A 20,281-nucleotide genomic window follows, 5' to 3' on the forward strand; every position below is an offset into this window, starting at 1 on the left:
TTACGCCCAGGCTTCCACCTGCGTGGTCACCGTACGGTCGGTGTCGGCGGCCTCCCCGACGGCGAGCGCGACCAGGTGGTCCTGGGCGCCGTCGGCCAGCGGGTACGGCGCCGGCGCGTCGCCGCGGACCCACGCGGCGGTCGCGTCCAGCAGCGTGCCGATCGCGATCTCCTCGTCCATCCACCGCCGCCCCGGGTACGGGTTGCGATAGAGCACCTCGCCGCCGAGCGTGATCGTGTCCGTGTCGAAGCCGTCGAGGTCCAGGTCGTACCCGGTCTGCCGGCGCACCAGCGGCGACCGGACGATCGTGCGCGGCGCGGTGAGCCGGACCACCTCGTCGTCGCGCAGCTCGCCGTGGCTGCCGCGCACGAGCAGCCGGCGGAAGCGCAGCTGGTTGTGCCACTGGTTGTCGGTGAAGTCGTAGAGGCCGGACAGCCCGTCGCCGAAGTCGATCGTGGCGATGACGGTGGTGGCCGGTTTCGGGTCGGCGTCCTCGGTCCAGCCGTCGCGGGTGAGCGGGTCGACCAGGGGAGCGGTGGTGCGGGTGGCGCGTACGGTCGCCGGCCCGCGCCCCACGCCGAGGATGCCCCGCATGAGCGAGACCGCGTGGTACATGTGCGTCGAGGAGACCTGCACCTGGGTCGGCGTGCCGATGAGGCCGCGGCGCACCGCCTCGGCCCGCGCGGCGTGCGAGGGCACCAGCAGGTACTGCTCGGCGACCTGGACGAGCCCGGACCCGCCGACCTCGGCCCAGAGCCGGCGCAGCCCGTCGGCGTCGGGGGCCGGCGGCGTCTCGGCGAGCACCGGCAGGCCGCGCTCGACGGCCTCGGTGATGACGCCCGGGTTGGCGTCCCAGGACACGGCGGTCACGACGAAGTCGGGCCGGGCCTGCTCGACGCACTCGGCGAGCGAACCGTACGCGGGCACGGGCAGCGACCGCGGGCTGCGGACCACCGTGCCGACGCAGTCGACACCGTCGAGCCCGCCCGCGATGCGCCAGAACATCTCCGCGCGCCACCCGGCGCCGACCGTTGCGAAGGAGGTCACGGGCGCACCCTACCGGGTGGGTACGGGCCCGGTGGAGTCCCGCACGACCAGCTCGGTGGCCAGCTCGACGTGCAGCGCCTGCACGCGGTGCCGCTCGAGGACGCGGACGAGCAGGGAGACCGCCATCCGGCCGAGCTCGGCGAGCGGCTGGCGCACGGTGGTCAGCTGCGGGCTCGTGGCGCGGCTCAGGTCCAGGTCGTCGTACCCGGCGATGGACAGGTCGTGCGGGACGCGCAACCCGCGTTCGGCGGCCGCCTGCAGGGCGCCGATCGCGGCCTTGTCGTTGAAGCCGATGATCGCGGTCGGCGGCTCGCTCAGGTCGAGCAGCTCGCCGGCCGCGCGGTGCCCCCACGCGACAGTCGGCTCCACATGCCGGACCAGCCCGGGCGCGGCCAGCACACCGGCGTCCGCGAGCGCCGCCGCATGCCCGGCGAGCCGCGCGTCGCTGGCCAGCCACTCGTCCGGGCCGGCGATCACGCCGATGCGGCGGTGGCCGAGCCCGGTCAGGTGGGCGGTGAGGCTGCGCGACCCCGCGGCGTGCGCGGCGGAGACCGCCAGGGTGTCGCGGGGCGGCGGCACCCGCGGGTCCACCACGACGAACGGGAACTGCCGCGCCCGCAGGGCGGCCAGCTCCTCGGCCGGCTCCGGGGGCAGGATCAGCACGGCCCCGGCGACGCCGGGCCGGTTCGGCAGCCGGGTCAGCACGTGCGTCTGCTGCGCGGCCTCCCCGGCGTTGAGCACGACCGTACGCCCGTGCAGCTCGAGGGTCTCGGCGATCGACGACACGATGACGCCGAAGTAGTCGGTGAGCAGGTACGGGCAGCGCACGAACACCGGCCCGGTGGCGGCCCGGGCGGCGGCGCGCGGGCGGGGTCCGGCGGCGCCGAGCCGTTCGAGGGCCTGCTCGACCAGCTCCCGGGTCTCCGGGGCGACGTTGCCGCGGCCGTTGAGCACCCGGGACACGGTCGCTATCGACACCCCCGTGACGGCGGCGACCTCCCGGACGGTGCCCCGCCCCGAACTTGTTACATCGCCTTGTTTCATACACCGCAGCGTATTGGCGACTCGTGACTCTTGACAGGATCGTGTCGCGCTTGTTTCCTGGCGATAGCCATCGATCACCATTGTTTCATTTTGTTACAGAGGAGTGCCATGCGGCGGCGAGCGTTCGGCGCGGCGGTCACCGCCGCGGTCCTGCTGCTCTCGACGGGGCCCGCGCAGGCCCATCGCGAGCGCGTACCCCAGGCCAGGGTCTGGGTCACCACCCCCGACCGGGCCGAGCAGCTGCACGAGCGCGCGCCGGTCTCCTTCACCCGCGGCGGCAGCGAACTGACCACGATCACGGTCGACCCGGGCACCCGCTACCAGAGCATGGACGGCTTCGGCGCCTCGCTGACCGACTCCGCCGCCAGCGTGCTGTACCGGCTCGACCCGGCGGCCCGCGACGCCGCGATGCGCTCGCTGTTCGACCCGCGGGAGGGCATCGGCGTCAGCTTCCTGCGCCAGCCGGTCGGCTCCTCCGACTTCACCGCTGCCCCGCAGCACTACACCTACGACGACGTGCCGGCCGGGCAGACCGATTTCGCGCTGCGGCACTTCAGCATCGCCCACGACGAGGCGCAGATCCTGCCCCTGCTGCGCCGTGCCCGCCGGCTCAACCCCGAACTGTCCATCATGGGTACGCCGTGGAGCCCGCCGGCGTGGATGAAGACCAGCGACTCGCTCATGGGCGGCCACCTCAAGGACGATCCGGCGATCTACGACGCGTACGCGCGCTACCTGGTCAAGTACGTCCAGGCGTACGCGCGGGCCGGCGTGCCCATCGACTACCTGACCGTGCAGAACGAGCCGCAGAACCGCCACGACGGCGGCTACCCCGGAACGGCCATGCCGGTCCCGCAGGAGGCCAAGGTCATCGAGGCGCTCGGGCCGCTGCTGCGCCGGGCCAGCCCCCGCACGAAGATCCTCGGGTACGACCACAACTGGACCACGCACCCCGGCGACGTCGCGACCACCCCGCCCGGCGAGGACCCGGAGACCGACTACCCGTACCGGCTGCTCGCCTCACCGGCGGGCAGGTGGCTGGCGGGCACCGCGTACCACTGCTACTCCGGCGACCCGAGCGACATGACCAAGCTGCACGAGGCGTACCCGGGCAAGGGCATCTGGTTCACCGAGTGCTCCGGCTCGCACGGCCCGGACGACACCCCCGCGCAGATCTTCCGCGGCACGCTGACCTGGCACGCCCGGACGCTCGCCGTCGGCACCACCCGCAACTGGGCGAAGTCCGTCATCAACTGGAACATCGCGCTGGACAGCACGGGCGGGCCACACCTGGGCGGCTGCGGCACCTGCACCGGCCTGCTCACCCTGCAGGCCGACGGCAGCGTCAGCCGCGACGCCGAGTACTTCACGATCGGCCACCTGGCGAAGTTCGTCCGCCCCGGCGCGGTCCGCATCGCCAGCACGTCGTTCGGCACGGTCGGCTGGAACGGCCAGATCATGGACGTGGCGTTCCGCAACCCCGACGGCTCGACCGCCCTCGTCGTGCACAACGAGAACGACGACCCGCGCTCGTTCGCGGTCGCGGTCGGCGACCACTCGTTCGAGTACACGCTACCCGGCGGGGCCCTCGCCACCTTCGTATGGCCGCGCGGCTCCTTCGCCGGGGATCGGCTGCTCGACACCTCCGGCGCCACCGCCTCCGCCTCACCGGCCGGCGAGAACCCGGCCGCGGCCGTCGACGGCGACGCCTCGACCCGCTGGTCCAGCGGGGCGGCGCAGCAGCCGGGTCAGTACCTGCAAGCCGATTTCGGTACGCAGCAGTGGTTCCGCAAGGTCGCGATCGACAGCGGCGACAACCTCGGCGACTACGCCCGCGCCTGGACGCTGAGCGCCAGCACCGACGGCACCCGCTGGCGCACCCTGGCCACCGGGAGCGGGACGGGTCAGCTGACGACGGTGGACCTGCCGCTCACCCGGGCCCGCTACCTGCGGGTCACCAACACCGGCACCAGCGGCAACTGGTGGAGCATCGCCGATCTGCGGCTGTACCGGTAGTCACGGTTTCCCACCGGCCCGCGGGGGAACCACGGGCCGGTGACCAACCGCTGGAAAGCCATGACGGTGGCGCTCGTGGCGGGGTTCATGACCCTGCTCGACGTCAGCATCGTCAACGTCGCCCTGCCCTCGATCCGCGCCGACCTGGGGCTGAGCGCCGGCGGCCTGCAGTGGGTCCTGTCCGGGTACGCGCTGACGTTCGGCCTGCTGCTCGTGCCGGCCGGCCGCTTCGGCGACGCCCGCGGCCGCCGCGACGTGTTCATCGCCGGGCTGGCGGTGTTCACCCTCGCCAGCGCTGCCGCCGGCATGGCCACCGGCGCGCTGTGGCTGATCATCGCCCGGCTCGTGCAGGGCGCCGCCGCCGGCGTGGTCAACCCGCAGGTGTCCGGCCTGGTCCAGCAGCTGTTCGAGCCCCGCGAACGGGGCCGCCCGTTCGGCCTGCTCGGCGCGACCATCGGCGTCTCCACCGCGGTCGGCCCGCTGCTCGGCGGCCTGCTCATCCAGCTGCTCGGCGCCGAGCAGGGCTGGCGCTGGATCTTCTTCATCAACGTGCCGATCGGCATCGCGGCCATCGTGCTCGGCCGCATGTGGATCCCCGGCCGCAGCCCCGAGGACCGCGAACGCGAAAGCCTCGACCCGGCCGGCGTGGCGCTGCTCGGCGCCGGCGTACTGCTCGTCCTGCTGCCGCTGGTCCAGGAACGCGAATGGCACGGGCCGGCGAAGTGGCTGCTGCTGGTCGCGGGCCTGGTGGTGCTGGCCGGCTTCCAGGCCTGGGAACGCTGCTTCGCCCGCCGCGGCGGGACGCCGGTGATCGAGCTGGGGCTGTTCGGGCTGCGCTCGTACGGCCTGGGCGCCCTCATCGGCTTCTTCTACTTCGCCGGCTTCACGACCATCTTCTTCATCTACACGCTGTACCTGCAGAGCGGCCTGCACTACAGCGCGCTGGCGGCGGGCGTCGCGATCACCCCGTTCGCCATCGGCTCGGCGGTCGCGGCGGCGGTCGGCGGCCGCGTGGTCAACCGCTACGGCCGCCCCCTCGTCGCGACGGGCCTGGCCATGGTGGCCGCCGGCCTCATCGCAACCGTGGTGGCGCTGCACTTCGTCCCCGGCCACCACGCGGGCTGGGCGGCGGCGTTCCCGCTGCTCGTGGCGGGCCTCGGCAGCGGCCTCGTGATCAGCCCCAACCAGACCCTCACCCTCGCGCAAGTCCCGGTACGCCGAGCCGGCAGCGCGGGCGCGGTCCTGCAGACGGGCCAGCGCATCGGCACGGCGCTGGGCATCGCGGTGGTCGGCGCGGTCTTCTTCAACCGCCTCGCCACGAACGGCGGCAGCTGGTCGCTGTCCTTCCGCACGGCCCTGCTGGTGACGATCGGCTTCGTGCTGGTGGCCCTGGCCGCGGCCCTCGCAGACGTCCTCGCCGCCCGCCGCGCCGACGCCACCCACACCCCCGACCCGGAGCCGGCCGGGGTGGCCTGAGCGGGCTACTGTGCGCGCCATGGCTTTACGACCGGACGAGTTCTACAACCACGCCCTGGCCGCCGCGGACAGCGACCGGCGGCTCCCCCTCGCCCGGATGACGGGGTGGGACATCAGCCCGTTCGAACAGGACGGACTCCGGATCGCTCCGCTGCGCCCCCCGGTTCTCCCGGAGCCCGCCCGGCACGGCGAAGACCCGACGGACTGCCGGCACTGCCACGACCGCGACGAGGGAATCTGGTTCAGCGACCACTGGCGCCTGGCCCGGGTGCCGGGCGTGGGTGTGCCCTTGGTGCTGATGCTCTACCCGCGCGACCACTACGACATGGCGGACCTCCCCGACGACCTGGCCGCCGAGCTCGGACTGCTGACCACCCGCATCGTCCGCCACATCCAAGCCGTCCCGCACATCTCGCGAGCGCACGTCTACCGGATCGGGGACGGCGGCGCCCACCTGCATGTCTGGTTCTTCGCCCGCCCCGAGGGCCAGACCCAGCTGTACGGCTCCTGGCTCACGATCTGGGACGACCTCCTGCCCGAATACCCGTCCGACGTGGCCGACGCCGACGCCGCGACGGTGGCGGATGCCCTGGTGGCGTCTCACGGAGGCAGCCGGTCACCCGTCTGACCGGCGCCACCGCCCGCCGCACCCCTTCGGTGTGCCGAAAACGCGATCGTTGGGCGATCGTCGGTGCTGCGACCAAGTCGACAGAATGCGGACGGCGCTGAACTCCGACCTCGGCAACGCCGATATGCGTGCGTCCAGCCTCGCAATCCCCGAAGCGCTGCGGAATTCCTTTCGAATTCGTCCCGAGTCCGGATGCAATATCGATATGCGGAGGTCGTGCCCGATCGACCTGCGGAGGTCGTGCCCGCCACAATCGTGCCGCCGGGATGTGGTCGACCTGCGAAACCTGCCGGTGATCGGGCCGGCGTTGCTCCCCGCTGTCGGGGACTGCCGGCGGCTCGGCTTCGGTGCCACCTGGGTCTGCCGCCGGCGAGGCCGTCGCGAGGCCGTGGACTGTCGCGCGTGGAGCACACGACTCCGCCGCGTGAGCAGCATTTTCCACCGCTGATCCTTGCTCAGCGAGGCTGTCAGCACGCGCTGCCGTCGCGCATCGTCCCGCCGGACGGCAGACCGCCGCGGTCCCCGCAGCGGGCGCTGCTGCCCGCCGAGGTGTCATCGGGCGTCGCCGGCTTGCCGCGCCCGCCGGCCGATCGCCGTGCAAGCGGCGCAGCTTCGCGGCGTGCCTCTGCGCCAGTCCCCACACCCGATGGCGGGCGTGCTGCCGGCGGAATTCCTCCCGCTCACGAGAATAGTGACGGGACGCGGTCCGATCGCGCATCGCCGCCAATTCCGCCACCGAGAAGAACTGTAACTGCCGCACACGTGGATTCTTCCGTGGCCCACCCCGCCGCACCACAAAAGGATCACGCCGAAAAGGCGACGAGCGCCACAGTCCAAAGGCGAACCGTTGTCGCGACGCTCGACATCAGTCTCGAGTGACGGCAGCCCTGCGAGGTGCGGCACGAGGAGATCGCCATACCAAGCGGCACCGTAGGTCGGTGGACCGGGGGTGAGAAGATCGTCGACATGATCGAGCCTGACCAGGCTGCTGCGCTGCGGCAGGTCGCCGAGGATTGCGTCGCGCTCGTGGCGAGCGAGTACGGCCGCCGGCTGGACTGGTCGCCGCAGAGTCTCGATGACCTGGACGAAGTCTGCGACCTGCTGCTGGCCGACGGTCCGCTCTCCGACGAACGCATGGATCTGTGGTGGAAGCTCGTCGGGGCGTACACCGGGGAAGTCCTCATCCGCGTACACGGCGGGAACTGGACCGCCCACGAAGCCGCCGCGGGGGCTTACGCCGTCTCCGTGCAGGGGATCACCGCGCTGCCGTTCGCGACCGCCCACCGGGTCCTGTCCGGCGAGCCGTACAAGAGTCTCGGATCGTTCGTGCGCGTGTTCCCCGCCATTGCGGAACGGGGGCGCGGCACCGCAGCAGGGTGAGACGCGGTGCATCGACGGCGGCGGGCCGGGTGGACGCGGTCGTCGGCGGGGGCGGCAAGGTCTTCTCCGACGGCGTGCTCGACGATCAGGGGCTGCTCGACGATCAGGGACGGTCGGAGGTCAGCGCGGGAAGGCCGCGATATGAGCGGTTGCGCACCGTCCAGACGATCACCGAGATGACGGCCAGCAGCACGAGGGTGACAGTCCCGGTGGCAGCGGCGAGGTAGCCGGTGAAACGGGCCAGGCCGTAACCACACTCCAGGCCGGCCACGGTGCCGTCCCGGCACCCGGCGGGCAGGGTGCGGTCCTCCGCGTCGCCGGCGATCATGCCGGCCACCACACACAACACAGGCAGCGCCGCGCAGCAACCGAAGAGCACCCGCCTCGGCGCGCCGCGCCACCGGAGTGCGGTGAGCCAGCCGGCGATCAGCACGGGCGGCACGAGCAGCGGCAGCAGCAGGATGACCATCAGGTGCTGATCCTAAGCCGCACGGTGAGGACCCGGAACGGCGCGAGCTGCGGGAGGCCGAGGAGCTTGCTCAGTCGTCGAGGGCCTGCAGGGCGGCGGCGATCGGCTCGAGCCCGGCGATCAGCTCGGCGAGCTCGCCGGCGTCGAGCACGTCGTACGCCGCAGCCGCCAGGTCGTCGGTGCGGGCCTCGACCCGCTCCCGGGTGTCGCGGCCGGCGTCGGTGAACCGGCCGGCGGCGTCCACGAGGCCGCGGGTGCGCAGCCCGTCGACGACCGTGGCCAGGTACGCCCGGGGCAGGTGGTGGACCCGGCCGAACTCCTCCGCCCTCATGCCGAGCGAGAGAGCGAGCAGGACGTGGGCCTCGGTGCCGCCGATGCCGTGGGCGACGAGGACGGCGTTGTGGCCGTCCCCGCGGTGCTCGCGCAGCAGCGTCGCCGCGTGCCAGAGTCTGGCCACCGGTTGCTCGGGTACGCCGAGCGCGCGGAGGCCGGCGTACAGGGGCCGGCCCTCGGTCGGCGCGCTGAGGGCTGCCCGGGTGGCGAGGTCGGCGGTCCGTACCAGATCGGGGGAGCCGGCGAGCCGGCCCATCCCGTCCCGCAGCGCGGCGGCGCTGGCGCGTTCCCGTACGGTGATTGCCTCCTGCGGGGTGGTCTTCCCCCAGACCCAGGGGATGTGACGAGCGACCTCCCCGTCGGCGAAGTTGTAGAAGACGGCGTGCACCACCTCGGCCGGTGCCGCACCCAGCGGCGCGGCGCGGCCGGCGAAGTAGCCGTCCCAGTAGTTGCGCATGCCGAGGGCGAGGAACGCCTCATTCACCGACTCGGAGAAGGTGACGGTGGCGATGGGCTCGAGGAGCTCGAACATGCGGTGAACCGTGGCCCGTGGGTGGGGCATAGGTCGGCACCTCCTGCGGTCGTAGCGGCAGCTTCCATCCTTGCTACGAACGACGGGCCCGAGATACGACAACGGCGCCGGTGACGATCGCGGTATCGGACGTGATCCATGCTCCTCGGCGACGTCGGTCGTGTTCTGGCCGCAATTGTCGGCACGATGAGGGTCATGACATCAACGTGGAAGATCGAGCTCATCCCCGTGCCCGTGACCGACGTCGACCGCGCCAAGGCCTTCTACCAGCGGATCGGGTTCACCGCCGACCACGACCATCAGGTGCGTGACGGCCTGCGGTTCGTTCAGCTCACCCCGCCCGGATCGGCCTGCTCGATCGTGATCGGTGACGGCGTGACCGACAAGGTGCCGGGCAGCCAGCAGATTCAAGTCGTCGTGGCCGATGCCGAGGCCGCCCGCGGTCACCTGGTGGATCTCGGTGTCGAGGCCAGTGACGTCGACGTGCAGCCATGGGGCAGGTTCGTCTACTTCCGGGACCCGGACGGCAACAGCTGGTCGCTGCAGGCGATCGAGAAGCGGCCGAACGGCTGACCGGAGTCCCGGGGCGGGCACCGGGCCGATATCGTCGCGGACGATGCTTCAGATCGAGCCGGCCGACTGGCTTCTGCCGATACTCCTGCCGGCGGTGTGGGTGCTGTCGTGGGTGTGGGGCACCCGGCGGTTCCGGTTGTGGTTCGCGTTGCTGGCACCGTTCGTCTGCGCGTCCGGTTTCGTCCTGGGCGTGGTCGCGGCCGGCTCCCAGGCCGACAGCTCCTGTTCCTCGCCGGCGTGCGACGGCGGCGCCGTGCAGCGATGGGCGGCGAGCTTCGACTCGCCGCCGCCGGCCGTCGTCTGGCTGCAGACGAGCTCGCTGGCGGCACTCTTCGTCGCGGTGGTGCTGACCGTGCTCACGCTGATCGTCGAGTACGTCCTCCTCGTGCTGCGGGACTCGCGCGAGTAGACGCTGCGGGACCCGCACAAGTAGATCCTGCTGCGGGTAGGCCGCCTGGGTACCCTCGGCCGGTGATCTCGCGACACGGCCCGACCCTGCGGGAACTGAGCGTCCAGGCGTTGTCCTCCGTCGAGCGCGGCTACGACCTCCTGGCCCCGAAGTTCGACCACACGCCCTTCCGCACCCCGGACAGCTTCCTGGACGCGACCGTCCACGCGCTGTCCGGCTTCGGCCCGTTCGGCGCCGGGCTGGACGTGTGCTGCGGCACCGGCGCGGGGCTGACGGCTCTTCGCTCGCTGTGCCGGGGACCGGTCACCGGTGTGGACTTCAGCGCCGGGATGCTGGCACAGGCTCGCAGCGCCCATCCGGAAGCCGCGTTGGTGCGCGCCGACGTCCGTGCTCTTCCCTTCGCCGACCGCTTCGACCTCGCGGTCACCTTCGGGGCGCTCGGGCATTTCCTGCCCGTGGAACGTCCCGCGCTCTTCGAGGGGGTGCACCGTACGCTGCGGCCGGGCGGGCTCTTCGCCTTCCCGATCTGGGCGCCACCGCCGGTCACGTCGCTCGCCCACTGGGGGATGCTCGGATTCGACCTGGCGATGCGGGTTCGCAACGCCGTGTGGCGGCCGACGTTCGTCATGTACTACCGGACCGCCGCCTTCCGCGCCGTACGGGACGACCTGACGGCGGCCGGCTTCACCGTGGGCACGATCGCCCTGAGCAGCCTGGGGCGGAGCCGGGACGGCGCGCCTCGGTACTGGCTCGTCGTCGCGCGCAAGGCGGCAAGCGTCCGCAAACCCCGTACGCTGGGATCGTGATCGATTTTCGCCGTGCGGTGGAGGCACGTGACCCTGACGCCATCGCGGCGGCCCTGGCCGACGACGTGGTGTTCCGCAGCCCGGTGGCGTTCAAGCCCTACCTGGGCAAGGCCATCACCGCGGCGATCCTGCGCGGCGTGCTGCGGGTGTTCGAGGATTTCCGGTACGTCCGTGAGCTGACCGGCGACGGCGGCCGCGACCACGCGCTGGTGTTCGAGGCCCGTATCGGTGCGGTCGCCGTCGAGGGCTGCGACTTCCTGCACCTGAACGAGAACGGTCTCATCGACGAGTTCACGGTCATGGTCCGCCCGCTGTCCGCCGCCCAGGAGCTGTCCGCCGCGATGGCCGCCCAGTTCGACCGGATCCAGCGCGAGGCCGCCGCCGGCTGAGGAGCGCCCGGGCCCGGCGACGTCTCGCCGGGCCCGGGCCGGCGGCGGAGTCAGCGCAGGCCGTTGCGCCGCGCGACCAGCACCGCCCGAGCGGGGTCGTCGGTGATCAGTCCGTCCACGCCCAGGTCGATGACGCGCTGCATGATCCGCTCGTCGTCGATCGTGTACGGCACCACCTTGAGGTGGTCCCGCCGCTGCAGCACCCGTACGCCCGGCCCGAAGTAGTACGCCGGGTCCTGCCGCAGGTACCAGTCCGGATCCGCCACCGCGGGCTGGGCCGGGTCGTGCACCTGCCAGTTGGCCGAGACCGTGGTGGCGCCGGCGGCGTCGACCAGGTTGCCGAGGTCCTTGAAGCGCCACCAGTCCAGGCCGCCGGTCCACGGGCTGCGCACCGACGGGTCGCCGTACACCGCCTGCAGGGAGCACTCGTCCGCGAGGGACTCGCACTCCTGCGGACCGTACTGCCAGACCAGCGCGACCGTCTCGATGCGTGGCGCGATCCGCCGCGACAGCATGATCGTGCGCCAGTCGAACGACTGGATCGTGGCCCGCCGGGCGAAGCCGGCGGCCGTGACGGCCCGGGTCAGCTTCACGGTGAACGTGCGGTAGTCCACCGTGTCGTCGGAGATCGGGCTGAGCTTCGTTTCGATGTTGATGCGGATGTCCGGGCGCCCGCCGGCCCGTACCGTAGCGAACACCTCGTCCAGCGTGGGGATCCGCTCGCCGGGCACCGCCACCTGACCGGGCAGGTTGGTCTTCGAGCCGCAGTCGATGGTCTTCAGCTGCGCCAGCGTGAGGTCGTGGATGAGCTTGCCGACGTACACCTCGCTGCCGGTGTCGACGCAGTGGCCCGGGTCGACCGTGCGGTCGTGGGTGACCACCAGGACGCCGTCGCGCGTGACACCGGTGTCCATCTCCAGCGTGGACACGTCCGGGTCGGCCAGGGCGTTGCGGAAGGCGGCCAGGGTGTTCTCCGGGCGCGTCGCCCGCCCACCCCGGTGGGCCTGGATGTCGAAGGGCGAGGCGTACGGGCGCGGCAGGCGGAAGCCGTTGGAGGCGAGCACCTCGCGCAGCACGTCCGGCCGGTCCGTGATCAGCCCGTCGACGCCGAGCCGGAGCATGTCCGCCATGACCGCCGGGTCGTCCACGGTCCACGGCACCACCTCGATGCCGTACCGGTGGGCGTGGCGCACCGTGTCCCGCGTGACGTACGCGTCGTAGCCGCCGCCGGGTCGCGCCCAGCCGTACACCGGCGAGAACGCGTCCGCGCCGAAGGAGCGGATCGCGGCGATGGGGTCGCCGCCGAAGTCGTCGATGTCGAGCCCGCCCAGCCACGGCGACGCGCCCGGCTGCCCGGTCTGCAGGAAGTCCCGGTTGGTCAGCGCCACGAGCGGCAGCCGCGGCTCCACCCGGCGCATCAGCTTCAGGGCGCCCCAGTCGAAGCTCTGGATCGTCACCTGCCGCAGCAGCCCGGCCCGGCGGACCTCCTGCGCGACCACCCGGACGAACTGCTCGCGCGGGGCGGTCTCCTGCGGCGCGCCGGCCTCCACCTTGGTCTCGACGTTGAGCGTCACGCCGGTCGCCCGGTAGGTGTGCACGAGGTCGAACACCTCGGACAGCAGCGGCATCCGAGCGCCCGGCACGGCCACCTGGCCCGGGAAGTCGGTCAGCGTACGCCCGCAGTCCATCGTGCGGACCTGCGCCAGCGTCAGATCCTTGACGAACCGCCCGGCGAACTCGGGCCCGCACTTGCGCGCGTCGACCTTGCGGTCGTGGGTGACGACGGCCGCGCCGTCCTTGGTGATCTGCACGTCCAGCTCGAGCGTGCTGACGCCTAGGCGCAGCGCGTTGCCGAACGCCGCGAGCGTGCTCTCGGGGCGCAGGGCGATTCCCCCGCGGTGGGCCTGCAGGTCGAAGCTCTTGCGCGCCGGGGCCGCGGCGGCGGCCGTCACGGGTACGGTCGCAGCCGCCGGTGCGGCCAGCGCGGCAGCCACGGCGACGGCGATGAAGCGTCTCGATGCCATGCCCGCACGGTGCCGGGCGCAGGTGACGCGAAGGTGAACGCCGTCAGGACCGGTTCGGGCGCCGCCGTGCCAGGAAGACGGCGCCGCCGGCCACGATCAGCGCTCCGGCGAGCACCCACACCCACCACAGCGACGAACCGCCGTCGTCCGCGGCGGGCTCGGCCTGCACGGTCGCCGGCGTGCTCGGCGCCACCCCGGCGGGAGCCGGTCCCGAGGCGGCGGCCCCCGGCGCGCTCACGGTGGGCTGTGCGGTGGTCGCCGTCGCCGTCGCTTTCGGACCGGGCTTGAGTGTGATCAGCGGTGCCGGATTGTCCGGCTCGTCCTCGCCCGCGCGCTGGATCTCGATCCAGCGCGAGACCTTCCCGTCCCCGTACGTCTCGAGGGTCCTGAACGACAACCGCGTCTGCCCGTCCGGGAGCTTCGCGATCTTGACTTTCCACTCCGCGTCGGCGCCCACCTTCAGGGCCTTGCCGCCCACGGTGAACCCGTCCGCGCCGCGCGTGAACGTCCATCCGGCCGGAGCCTTCACCAGCGTCACCGTGGCCGGGTCGATCCCCTCCGGCAGCACGACCCGCTCGCTCTTGATGCCCGCCGAGGTGCTCTCGGCCTCGCCGTGGAAGGTCAGTGTCACGTCGGAGGCTCCGGCCCGGTCCTTGTCCGCACTCACCTCGACGTGCGCGGCGGCGGGAGCGGCGAGAGCCAGCACCCCCAGCCCCGCGAGCACACCTGCCGCGGACCACCGGAAACCGTTACGCACGCCTGACTCCCTACGCCTTGTCTGTCGTCTGCCCGCTGTGCCGGTCGAAGCCCCAGCCCACTGCCACCGTAGTTCCGCCCGTGGCCGCGTCCTTCGGCGGCTCCGTGCGCGCGGGGGCGGCGGTGATGCCGATCGCGCCCAGCGCCGCCGTCACGATCATGACCCACTCCTGGGCGTCGATGCGGTCGTCGAGGATCACGACGGCGGCCACGTTGAGGCCGGCGAGCAGCATCGCGACGACGCTCTTCGTCCACGGCCGGTCGGGCGCCAGCGGCACCAGATAGACGCCCGCGGCCGTCACCACCGCGATCGCGACGGTCACCCACTCCGGCCGGTCGATGTGGCCGTCGCCGGACAGCAGCGGAATGATCACGTACGCGACCGCGTACAGGAACCCGATGATCGCCTTGCCGTACTTGTTGACGAACATGAATGGCAAGAGTGCCAGAAGTGCCGGCCGCGGCTCGCACGGGCTCCCCGGGATCCGGCGGGTTGTCACACTCCGGGGCTAAGGTCTGTGCCGTGACCGAGCGACCTCTGCTGGCCGTCGACGCCCCCAGCCTGTATTTCCGCGCGTTCCACGGCATCCCCGAGTCCGCCGCGAGGACGGAGGCGGGGGAGCCCGTCAACGCCGTCCGGGGCTTCACCGACATGCTGGCGCAGCTGATCCACACCCGCCGTCCGGACCGCATGGTGTGCGCGCTGGACGCCTCGTGGCGCCCGGCGTGGCGGGTCGCGCTCGTCCCGTCGTACAAGAAGCACCGCGTCGCCCACGGCGACGTCGAAGAGGTCCCGGCCGCGCTGGAGAAACAGATCCCGGTCCTGCTGCAGGTCCTCGAGGCCGTCGGCATCCCGGCCTTCGGCGTCGACGGGTACGAGGCCGACGACGTCCTCGGCACCCTCGCCGCGACCCAGCCCGCGCCGGTCGAGGTGGTGTCGGGCGACCGCGACCTGTTCCAGCTCGTCGACGACACCCGCCGCACCCGGCTGCTCTACTGCGGCCGGGGCGTCGCCAAGCTCGAGGACAGCGACGAGGCCGCGGTCCAGGCCAAGTACGCCGTCCCCGCCCGCTGGTACGCCGACTTCGCCGCCATGCGCGGCGACCCGAGCGACGGCCTGCCCGGCGTGCCCGGCGTGGGCGAGAAGACCGCGGCCCGCCTGATCGCCCGCTACGGCGGCGTCGAGGAGATCCTCGCCGCCCTCGACGATCCGGCGTCGGGCTTCGCGCCCGGCCTGCGCACGAAGCTGCTGTCGGCGAAGGACTACCTGGCGGCGGCGCTGCCGGTGTGCAAAGTGGCGCTGGACGTGCCGCTCCCGGCCTTCGACGCGCGGCTGCCCCGGGCGCCGAAGGACGACGAGGCGCTGCTGGCGCTCGCGGCACGGTGGAATCTGGCGGGGTCGGCGCGGCGGCTGGTGGACGCGCTCGCCGGCGCCTGAGTGCGGTGCGTAGCAGTTCGAGCACTCGGCGTGAAAATTCTGGCATGGGGCAGGCTGACAAGAAAACCTAACGGCCGTTAAGCTCGTTGCTGTGACGGTCGAGCGGATCTTGCCATCGGACGAGGCATACGAGTTGTTGGGGCTGACCCGGGAGATCGCCGAGGGCGAGCTCGTCCCGCGGGCGGCGCCCTACGAGGAGCGGGGCGAGTTCCCGAGGGACGTGCTGCGCACGATCGGCCGGGCGGGCCTGCTCGGTCTGCCGTACCCGGAGGCCGACGGCGGCGGCGGGCAGCCGTACGAGGTCTACCTGCAGGTGCTGGAAACCCTGGCCACGTCCTGGGTGGCGATCGCCGAGGCGGTCAGCGTGCACACCCTGTCCTGTTTCCCGGTGGCCGCGTACGGCACGGAGCGCCAGCGCAAGAGCCTGCCCGACATGCTCGGCGGCGACCTGCTGGGCGCGTACTGCCTGTCGGAGCCACAGGGCGGCAGCGACGCGGCGTCCCTGACCACCCGGGCCGTCCGCGACACCGACGAGTACGTGGTGACCGGCACCAAGGCCTGGATCACCCACGGCGGCCACGCCGACTTCTACAACATCTTCTGCCGCACCGGAGGTCCCGGTGCCGCGGGCATCTCCTGCCTGCTCGCCGACGCGACGACGCCCGGCCTCCTGCCGCAGCCACCCGAGCGCACGATGGGCCTGCGCTCGTCGGCGCCGGCCCAGATCGTCCTCGACGGAGCCCGCGTGCCCGTGGACCGCCTGGTGGGGGAGGAGGGCGGCGGTTTCCGCATCGCCATGCAGGCCCTCGACGCGGGCCGCCTCGGCATCGCGGCCTGCGCGGTGGGCCTGGCCCAGGCGGCGCTCGACCAGGCGGCCGCGTACGCGAAGGAGCGCACCCAGTTCGGCAAGCCGATCGCGGCTTTCCAAGGCGTGGGCTTCATGCTCGCGGACATGGCGACGCAGATCGCGGCGGCCCGGGCGCTGATGCTGGCCGCGGCGCGGCTCAAGGACGCCGGCCGGCCGTACTCGGCGGAGGCCGCGAAGGCCAAACTCTTCGCGACGGACACGGCGATGAAGGTGACCACGGACGCGGTGCAGGTGCTGGGCGGCTCCGGGTACGTCAGCGACTACCCGGTGGAGCGGTACTTCCGGGAGGCGAAGGTGCTGCAGATCGTGGAGGGCACCAACCAGATCCAGCGCCTGGTGATCGCCCGCTCCCTGACCCGCGACTGACCCCGCCGCCGCGGGCGGGCGGCCGAACGCCCCGGGCTGTCGCGGGCGGGCGGCCGACTGACCCCGGCGTCGCGGGCGGGTCTGCGACCGAGCCCGGCGCCGCGGGCGGGTCTGCGACCGAGCCCGGCGCCGCGGGCGGGGTCCGCGGTCGAGTGCGGCGCCCGGGCCGGGTCCGCTCAGGAAGCCGGCGTCGCAGGCGAAGCCCGCGCCGGCCCGGCGGCCGGGTCCGCATGAACCCGGCGCGAATGCGGCGGCCCCGCGTTCTCGCCGCATCTCCGCGCGGGCAATCGGCGCGCCAAGCGCATGCACAGCCCGACCCGCCGCTCGCCGCCGCGCCGGCCCGCCGGTCGCCGGCCCGGATGCGCCGCCTCGACGCCGCCACCACGATCCCGCCGCCTGCCGATACAACCTAGAATCCTAGGATGCCATACACGGTGTGCGCTGCACGGCAGGGGACAGCGGACACCTCGTCGCAGCAGCGGAAAAGGATCAGGCTTCGGTCGTGGCGGTCAGCACGCCGAGCACCCCGGTGATCTCCAGCGACCGCCGGATGATGCCGTGCACGTTGTCGATGCGGAAGCTCGACCCCTGCCGGTGGGCGGTGTTCCGCGCCCGCAGCATGATGTGGATGCCGGCCGAGTCGCAGAACTTCACGTTGCGCAGGTCGAGGATGAGTTCCGCGGGCTTCTCGGCGAGCGCCTGCTCGACGCGCTCCGCGACGATGTCGGCGGTGACCAGGTCGAGGGCGCCGTTGAGTTCCAGCCGCAGGGTTTCCGCGTCGCGGCGGGCGCTGATCTCCACGTGGTCGCCGTCCTTCCGATGCCCGGGCCGCTGAGGTTCCCCGCCATTCTCACGTGCAACCCTCCAGGCGCGAAGTTCCGGGTCCCTCGTTCGGGGAGACGGCAGCCCGCACGGCAGGCGCGGGACGCGGGGCGCACGCCTCGGATGCCTGGTCACGGCCGGGGATGGCCCTCGGGTGCCTGCGTTTCGCGGCCGGTCACCGGCAGGCGGTATGTTCCATGCCGTGGAAGAGATCGACCGGGCGATCGTGGGCGCCCTCACCGCGGACGGCCGGCTGTCGTACACCGATCTCGCCGAGCGGGTCGGGCTGAGCGTGTCGGCCGTGCACCAGCGGGTACGGCGCCTCGAGCAGCGCGGCGTGATCAACGGTTACACGGCGAAGGTGTCGTACGAGGCGCTGGAGCTGCCGTTGACCGCGTTCGTGGCGATCCGGCCGTTCGACCCGTCGCAGCCGGACGACGCGCCGGAGCGGCTGGCGCATCTGTCCGAGATCGACTCCTGCTATTCGGTGGCGGGGGAGGACTTCTACATGCTGCTGGTGCGGGTGGCCAGCCCGGCGGATCTGGAACGGCTGCTGCAGGAGATCCGTACGGCGGCGAACGTCACCACGCGCACCACGGTGGTGCTGAGCACGCCGTACGAGAACCGTCCGCCCCGGATGGCCCCGGCCGCGCCCGCCGACTGACGACAGACGCCGGCGCTCAGCCGTACCGTCGGGCCACGATCCGGGGTTGCTCGGCCACCCGCCCGGCGTGCACGTTCCAGGCCAGCCGGATGAACTGGGCGTGGGTCCATGCCAGCGGCGTGGCGGAGAACGTGGGTGTCCCCGGGGTGAAGGAGCCGGGCGGCTGCTTGTCCCACACCTGTTCGGGCAGCATGTAGCCGGGTCCGGCGGCGCGGGCCATGGTGGTCAGTTGCGTGCGTGCGGTGCCCGGGCGGCCGGCGGCGAGGGCGTATTCGCCGCGTTCGCCGTTGAGCAGGGGCCAGGCGCGGCCGCGGGTGATGCGGGAGTTGTCGGGCAGGCCGTAGTCCCACTGGCTGCCGTCGGTCTTCTCGCCGTACCCGTCGAAGGACGCGCGGTGCCAGAAGAAGCCGCGGGGGGTGGCCACGCCGAGCTGGGTGTCGACGACGCGCAGGGTGTTGACGACGGCCGGGTCGTCGGCGGGCAGGACGCCGAGGCGGACGAGCTCGAGGAAGCCGGGGTCGACGACGCGGCGCTGGTCGACGTCGGCGGGGCCGCTGTCGCCGATGGTGTACGTGGTGCCGGCGTCGGGGTGGCCGTCCTTGGTGAGGCGCAGGAAGTACGGCTTCGGCGCGTACGGCCCGGTGGTGGTGACGGTCCATGTCTTGACGTGGGCCTGCCAGTCGTCGGCGGTGGCGAGGTAGCGGCGGGCGGCGGCGGTGTCGCCGTTGGCGCGGGCGATGTCGGCGGCGCAGACGAGGCCCGCGATCTCGGCGGCGAGCGTGGCGGGCGAGTAGCCGGACTGGTTCTCCCAGCGGTCCTGCGGGGTCCAGGGTGCCCGGTCACCGTCCTGGGTGAAGCCGGTGAGGAAGTCGGCTGCCCGCCGTACGTGGTCCCAGGTCCGCGGGTCGGTCCGGCCGAGCTGGGAGGCGAGCACGATCGGCAGGGCGACCTCGTCGAGTTGCAGGCCGCCCCAGACCGGGGTGCCGTCGACCTGTGAGTTCTGCGGGAAGGAACCGTCGGGTTTCTGCTGCGTACCGAAGAGGAAGTCGAGGGCGCGGCCGGCGCCGCGGGTGTCGCTGGCGCTGATGAGGGCGGTGGCGATCTGGTAGAGGTCGCGGGACCAGACGAGGTGGTAGGGCCCGGACGGGTCGTCGCGGCCGAACGCCCAGGGCATGGCGGGCGCGGCGACGTACGCGCCGCGGTGGGTCTTGTCCTCGCCGGCCGCGAGGACCATGACGGACACCTGGTACAGCTGCCGCTGGTGGGGGTCGCTCAGGGAGGCCGGTGGTCGCTCGAGGCCGTCGAGATAGCGGTGCCATCCGTACGCGTAGGAGCGCGCGATCCGGTCGAAGCCCTGCCGCAGTGACGCGCGGGCGGTCGCCGTGGCGGTGTCCGGGGTGCCGAAGCCGAGGGCGAGGGTGGCGTGCCGGTGTCCGGGCGGTCCGGCGAGGCGCAGGGCGGCGGTCTGCACGAGGTTGCCGGTGTTCGCGGCGGGGTGGCGCCAGTCGAGGCGGCCGTCGGTGAGCAGGTCCGTCCAGCCGTCGCTGACGCCGCGGAAGCCGTTGGAGGTCGCGGCGAAGGCGGGTGAGCCGACCAGGGCGCCGGCTGTCGGGCCGTCGGTGGCCAGCAGGGCGTCGCCCCGGGTACGGCCGGAGTCGTCGCCGCGGGTGTTGGCGAGCGCGGGGTCGTACACGGCGTACAGGTCGTGGGGGTGGCCCGGGGTGGTGGTGAGGGTCAGGTCGATGAGGACGGTGGCGCGGGCCGGGTCGGTGGCGTACGCGGCGGTGAGGCGCCAGCGGCCGGCGCGGTCGGTGAAGGTCTGCCGGTAGCTGAGGCTGCGCGGGTCGGTGAGGTCGGTGCGGACGTCGGCCGCGGCGCCGGCGCGGACGGCGTGCCCGTGCCGGTCGGCGATGACGAAGTCGAGCGTGCGGGCGCTGGGGGAGCCGATGGTGGGGTAGTAGATCTCGCCGAGGCCGCCCTCTTTCTGCACGGTGAACCAGACGGGGCTGGCGGTGGTGGCGGAGGTGCCGAATCCGGACTTGTCGGCGGGCAGGTATTGCTCGTCGGTGCCGGGCGCGCCGGGTGCCTGCGGTGCGGCGCGGCCGGCTTGTGCGGGTTGCACGACGGTCAGGAGTCCGAGCATTCCGGTCGCCAGCGCGCGGCCGAGGCGGGCGTACATCGGGGCCACCGTGCCTCCTCCGCTCCGGGGCATGGCCACCTCTCGGTATACACCTCGTCACT

20 protein-coding genes are annotated in these 20,281 nt (G+C 72.7%); 11 read left to right on the top strand and 9 right to left on the bottom strand.

Annotated elements, in window-relative coordinates:
- The gene (locus AB0K03_RS17420) at positions 1-1,047 is read right to left on the bottom strand and encodes a gfo/Idh/MocA family oxidoreductase (RefSeq protein ID WP_364685526.1); all 1,047 of its coding nucleotides are present in this window, start codon (positions 1,045-1,047) and stop codon (positions 1-3) included.
- Positions 1,048-1,056: 9 nt separating this feature from the next.
- Complete coding sequence (locus tag AB0K03_RS17425; RefSeq protein WP_364685529.1) at positions 1,057-2,091, bottom strand: LacI family DNA-binding transcriptional regulator; 1,035 nt, start codon at positions 2,089-2,091, stop codon at positions 1,057-1,059.
- 108 nt (positions 2,092-2,199) lie between these two features.
- Here AB0K03_RS17425 and AB0K03_RS17430 point away from each other — a divergent pair, with 108 nt between their 5' ends.
- The 4 genes from AB0K03_RS17430 (at position 2,200) to AB0K03_RS17445 (ending at position 7,591) form a co-directional block, all read left to right on the top strand.
- A complete protein-coding gene (locus AB0K03_RS17430; protein ID WP_364685531.1) occupies positions 2,200-4,107 on the top strand; it encodes a discoidin domain-containing protein in 1,908 nt (635 codons plus the stop codon).
- A gap of 60 nt (positions 4,108-4,167) precedes the next feature.
- Positions 4,168-5,583, top strand: coding sequence for an MFS transporter (locus tag AB0K03_RS17435; RefSeq protein ID WP_364686119.1), 1,416 nt, complete (start codon positions 4,168-4,170; stop codon positions 5,581-5,583).
- A gap of 19 nt (positions 5,584-5,602) precedes the next feature.
- Positions 5,603-6,211: a hypothetical protein gene (locus AB0K03_RS17440; RefSeq protein WP_364685534.1), complete on the top strand. Its 609-nt coding sequence runs from the start codon at positions 5,603-5,605 to the stop codon at positions 6,209-6,211.
- Positions 6,212-7,177: 966 nt separating this feature from the next.
- Positions 7,178-7,591, top strand: coding sequence for a hypothetical protein (locus AB0K03_RS17445; protein WP_364685537.1), 414 nt, complete (start codon positions 7,178-7,180; stop codon positions 7,589-7,591).
- A gap of 103 nt (positions 7,592-7,694) precedes the next feature.
- Here the strand turns inward: AB0K03_RS17445 and AB0K03_RS17450 are convergent, their stop codons facing one another.
- Positions 7,695-8,060 (bottom strand): hypothetical protein, encoded by a 366-nt coding sequence (locus AB0K03_RS17450; protein ID WP_364685540.1) that lies wholly within the window; start codon positions 8,058-8,060, stop codon positions 7,695-7,697.
- A 70-nt stretch (positions 8,061-8,130) separates the two neighbouring features.
- On the bottom strand, positions 8,131-8,925 hold the full coding sequence (locus AB0K03_RS17455) for an SCO6745 family protein (protein WP_364685543.1): 795 nt from the start codon (positions 8,923-8,925) through the stop codon (positions 8,131-8,133).
- Positions 8,926-9,120: 195 nt separating this feature from the next.
- Between AB0K03_RS17455 and AB0K03_RS17460 the strand changes: the two genes are divergently transcribed.
- From AB0K03_RS17460 to AB0K03_RS17475, 4 genes are all read left to right on the top strand, one after another.
- A complete protein-coding gene (locus AB0K03_RS17460) occupies positions 9,121-9,498 on the top strand; it encodes a VOC family protein (RefSeq protein WP_364685546.1) in 378 nt (125 codons plus the stop codon).
- Between the two features lie 43 nt (positions 9,499-9,541).
- On the top strand, positions 9,542-9,907 hold the full coding sequence (locus AB0K03_RS17465) for a hypothetical protein (protein WP_364685549.1): 366 nt from the start codon (positions 9,542-9,544) through the stop codon (positions 9,905-9,907).
- Positions 9,908-9,969: 62 nt separating this feature from the next.
- Entirely contained in the window at positions 9,970-10,713 is a 744-nt protein-coding gene (locus AB0K03_RS17470; protein ID WP_364685552.1) for a methyltransferase domain-containing protein, read from the top strand.
- Positions 10,710-11,102, top strand: a complete 393-nt coding sequence (locus AB0K03_RS17475; protein WP_364685555.1) for a nuclear transport factor 2 family protein — start codon at positions 10,710-10,712, stop codon at positions 11,100-11,102. Before AB0K03_RS17470 ends, AB0K03_RS17475 begins: the two co-directional genes overlap by 4 nt.
- A gap of 50 nt (positions 11,103-11,152) precedes the next feature.
- On the opposite strand, the gene AB0K03_RS17480 is transcribed toward AB0K03_RS17475, so the two are convergent.
- The 3 genes from AB0K03_RS17480 to AB0K03_RS17490 are packed head-to-tail and all read right to left on the bottom strand — an operon-like array spanning position 11,153 to position 14,313.
- Positions 11,153-13,126: a glycerophosphodiester phosphodiesterase family protein gene (locus AB0K03_RS17480; RefSeq protein WP_364685558.1), complete on the bottom strand. Its 1,974-nt coding sequence runs from the start codon at positions 13,124-13,126 to the stop codon at positions 11,153-11,155.
- A 43-nt stretch (positions 13,127-13,169) separates the two neighbouring features.
- Complete coding sequence (locus AB0K03_RS17485; protein WP_364685561.1) at positions 13,170-13,883, bottom strand: DUF1775 domain-containing protein; 714 nt, start codon at positions 13,881-13,883, stop codon at positions 13,170-13,172.
- Positions 13,884-13,893: 10 nt separating this feature from the next.
- The gene (locus AB0K03_RS17490; protein WP_364685564.1) at positions 13,894-14,313 is read right to left on the bottom strand and encodes a hypothetical protein; all 420 of its coding nucleotides are present in this window, start codon (positions 14,311-14,313) and stop codon (positions 13,894-13,896) included.
- A 92-nt stretch (positions 14,314-14,405) separates the two neighbouring features.
- On the opposite strand from AB0K03_RS17490, the gene AB0K03_RS17495 reads away from it, so the two are divergent.
- Both AB0K03_RS17495 and AB0K03_RS17500 read left to right on the top strand, forming a co-directional pair.
- Positions 14,406-15,320 carry a 5'-3' exonuclease gene (locus tag AB0K03_RS17495; protein WP_364685567.1) on the top strand — a complete coding sequence of 305 codons (915 nt, stop codon included), beginning with the start codon at positions 14,406-14,408 and terminating at the stop codon, positions 15,318-15,320.
- A 91-nt stretch (positions 15,321-15,411) separates the two neighbouring features.
- Positions 15,412-16,554 carry an acyl-CoA dehydrogenase family protein gene (locus tag AB0K03_RS17500; protein WP_364685570.1) on the top strand — a complete coding sequence of 381 codons (1,143 nt, stop codon included), beginning with the start codon at positions 15,412-15,414 and terminating at the stop codon, positions 16,552-16,554.
- Positions 16,555-17,043: 489 nt separating this feature from the next.
- On the opposite strand, the gene AB0K03_RS17505 is transcribed toward AB0K03_RS17500, so the two are convergent.
- Positions 17,044-17,355, bottom strand: coding sequence for an STAS domain-containing protein (locus tag AB0K03_RS17505; RefSeq protein ID WP_364685573.1), 312 nt, complete (start codon positions 17,353-17,355; stop codon positions 17,044-17,046).
- Between the two features lie 223 nt (positions 17,356-17,578).
- On the opposite strand from AB0K03_RS17505, the gene AB0K03_RS17510 reads away from it, so the two are divergent.
- Positions 17,579-18,040 (top strand): Lrp/AsnC family transcriptional regulator, encoded by a 462-nt coding sequence (locus AB0K03_RS17510; protein WP_364685576.1) that lies wholly within the window; start codon positions 17,579-17,581, stop codon positions 18,038-18,040.
- 16 nt (positions 18,041-18,056) lie between these two features.
- Here AB0K03_RS17510 and AB0K03_RS17515 read toward each other — a convergent pair whose 3' ends face one another.
- A complete protein-coding gene (locus AB0K03_RS17515; protein WP_364686122.1) occupies positions 18,057-20,219 on the bottom strand; it encodes a glycoside hydrolase family 15 protein in 2,163 nt (720 codons plus the stop codon).
- Positions 20,220-20,281 lie beyond the last annotated feature (62 nt).

It is taken from the genome of Actinoplanes sp. NPDC049316 (genome assembly GCF_040677315.1).
Lineage (GTDB): Bacteria > Actinomycetota > Actinomycetes > Mycobacteriales > Micromonosporaceae > Actinoplanes.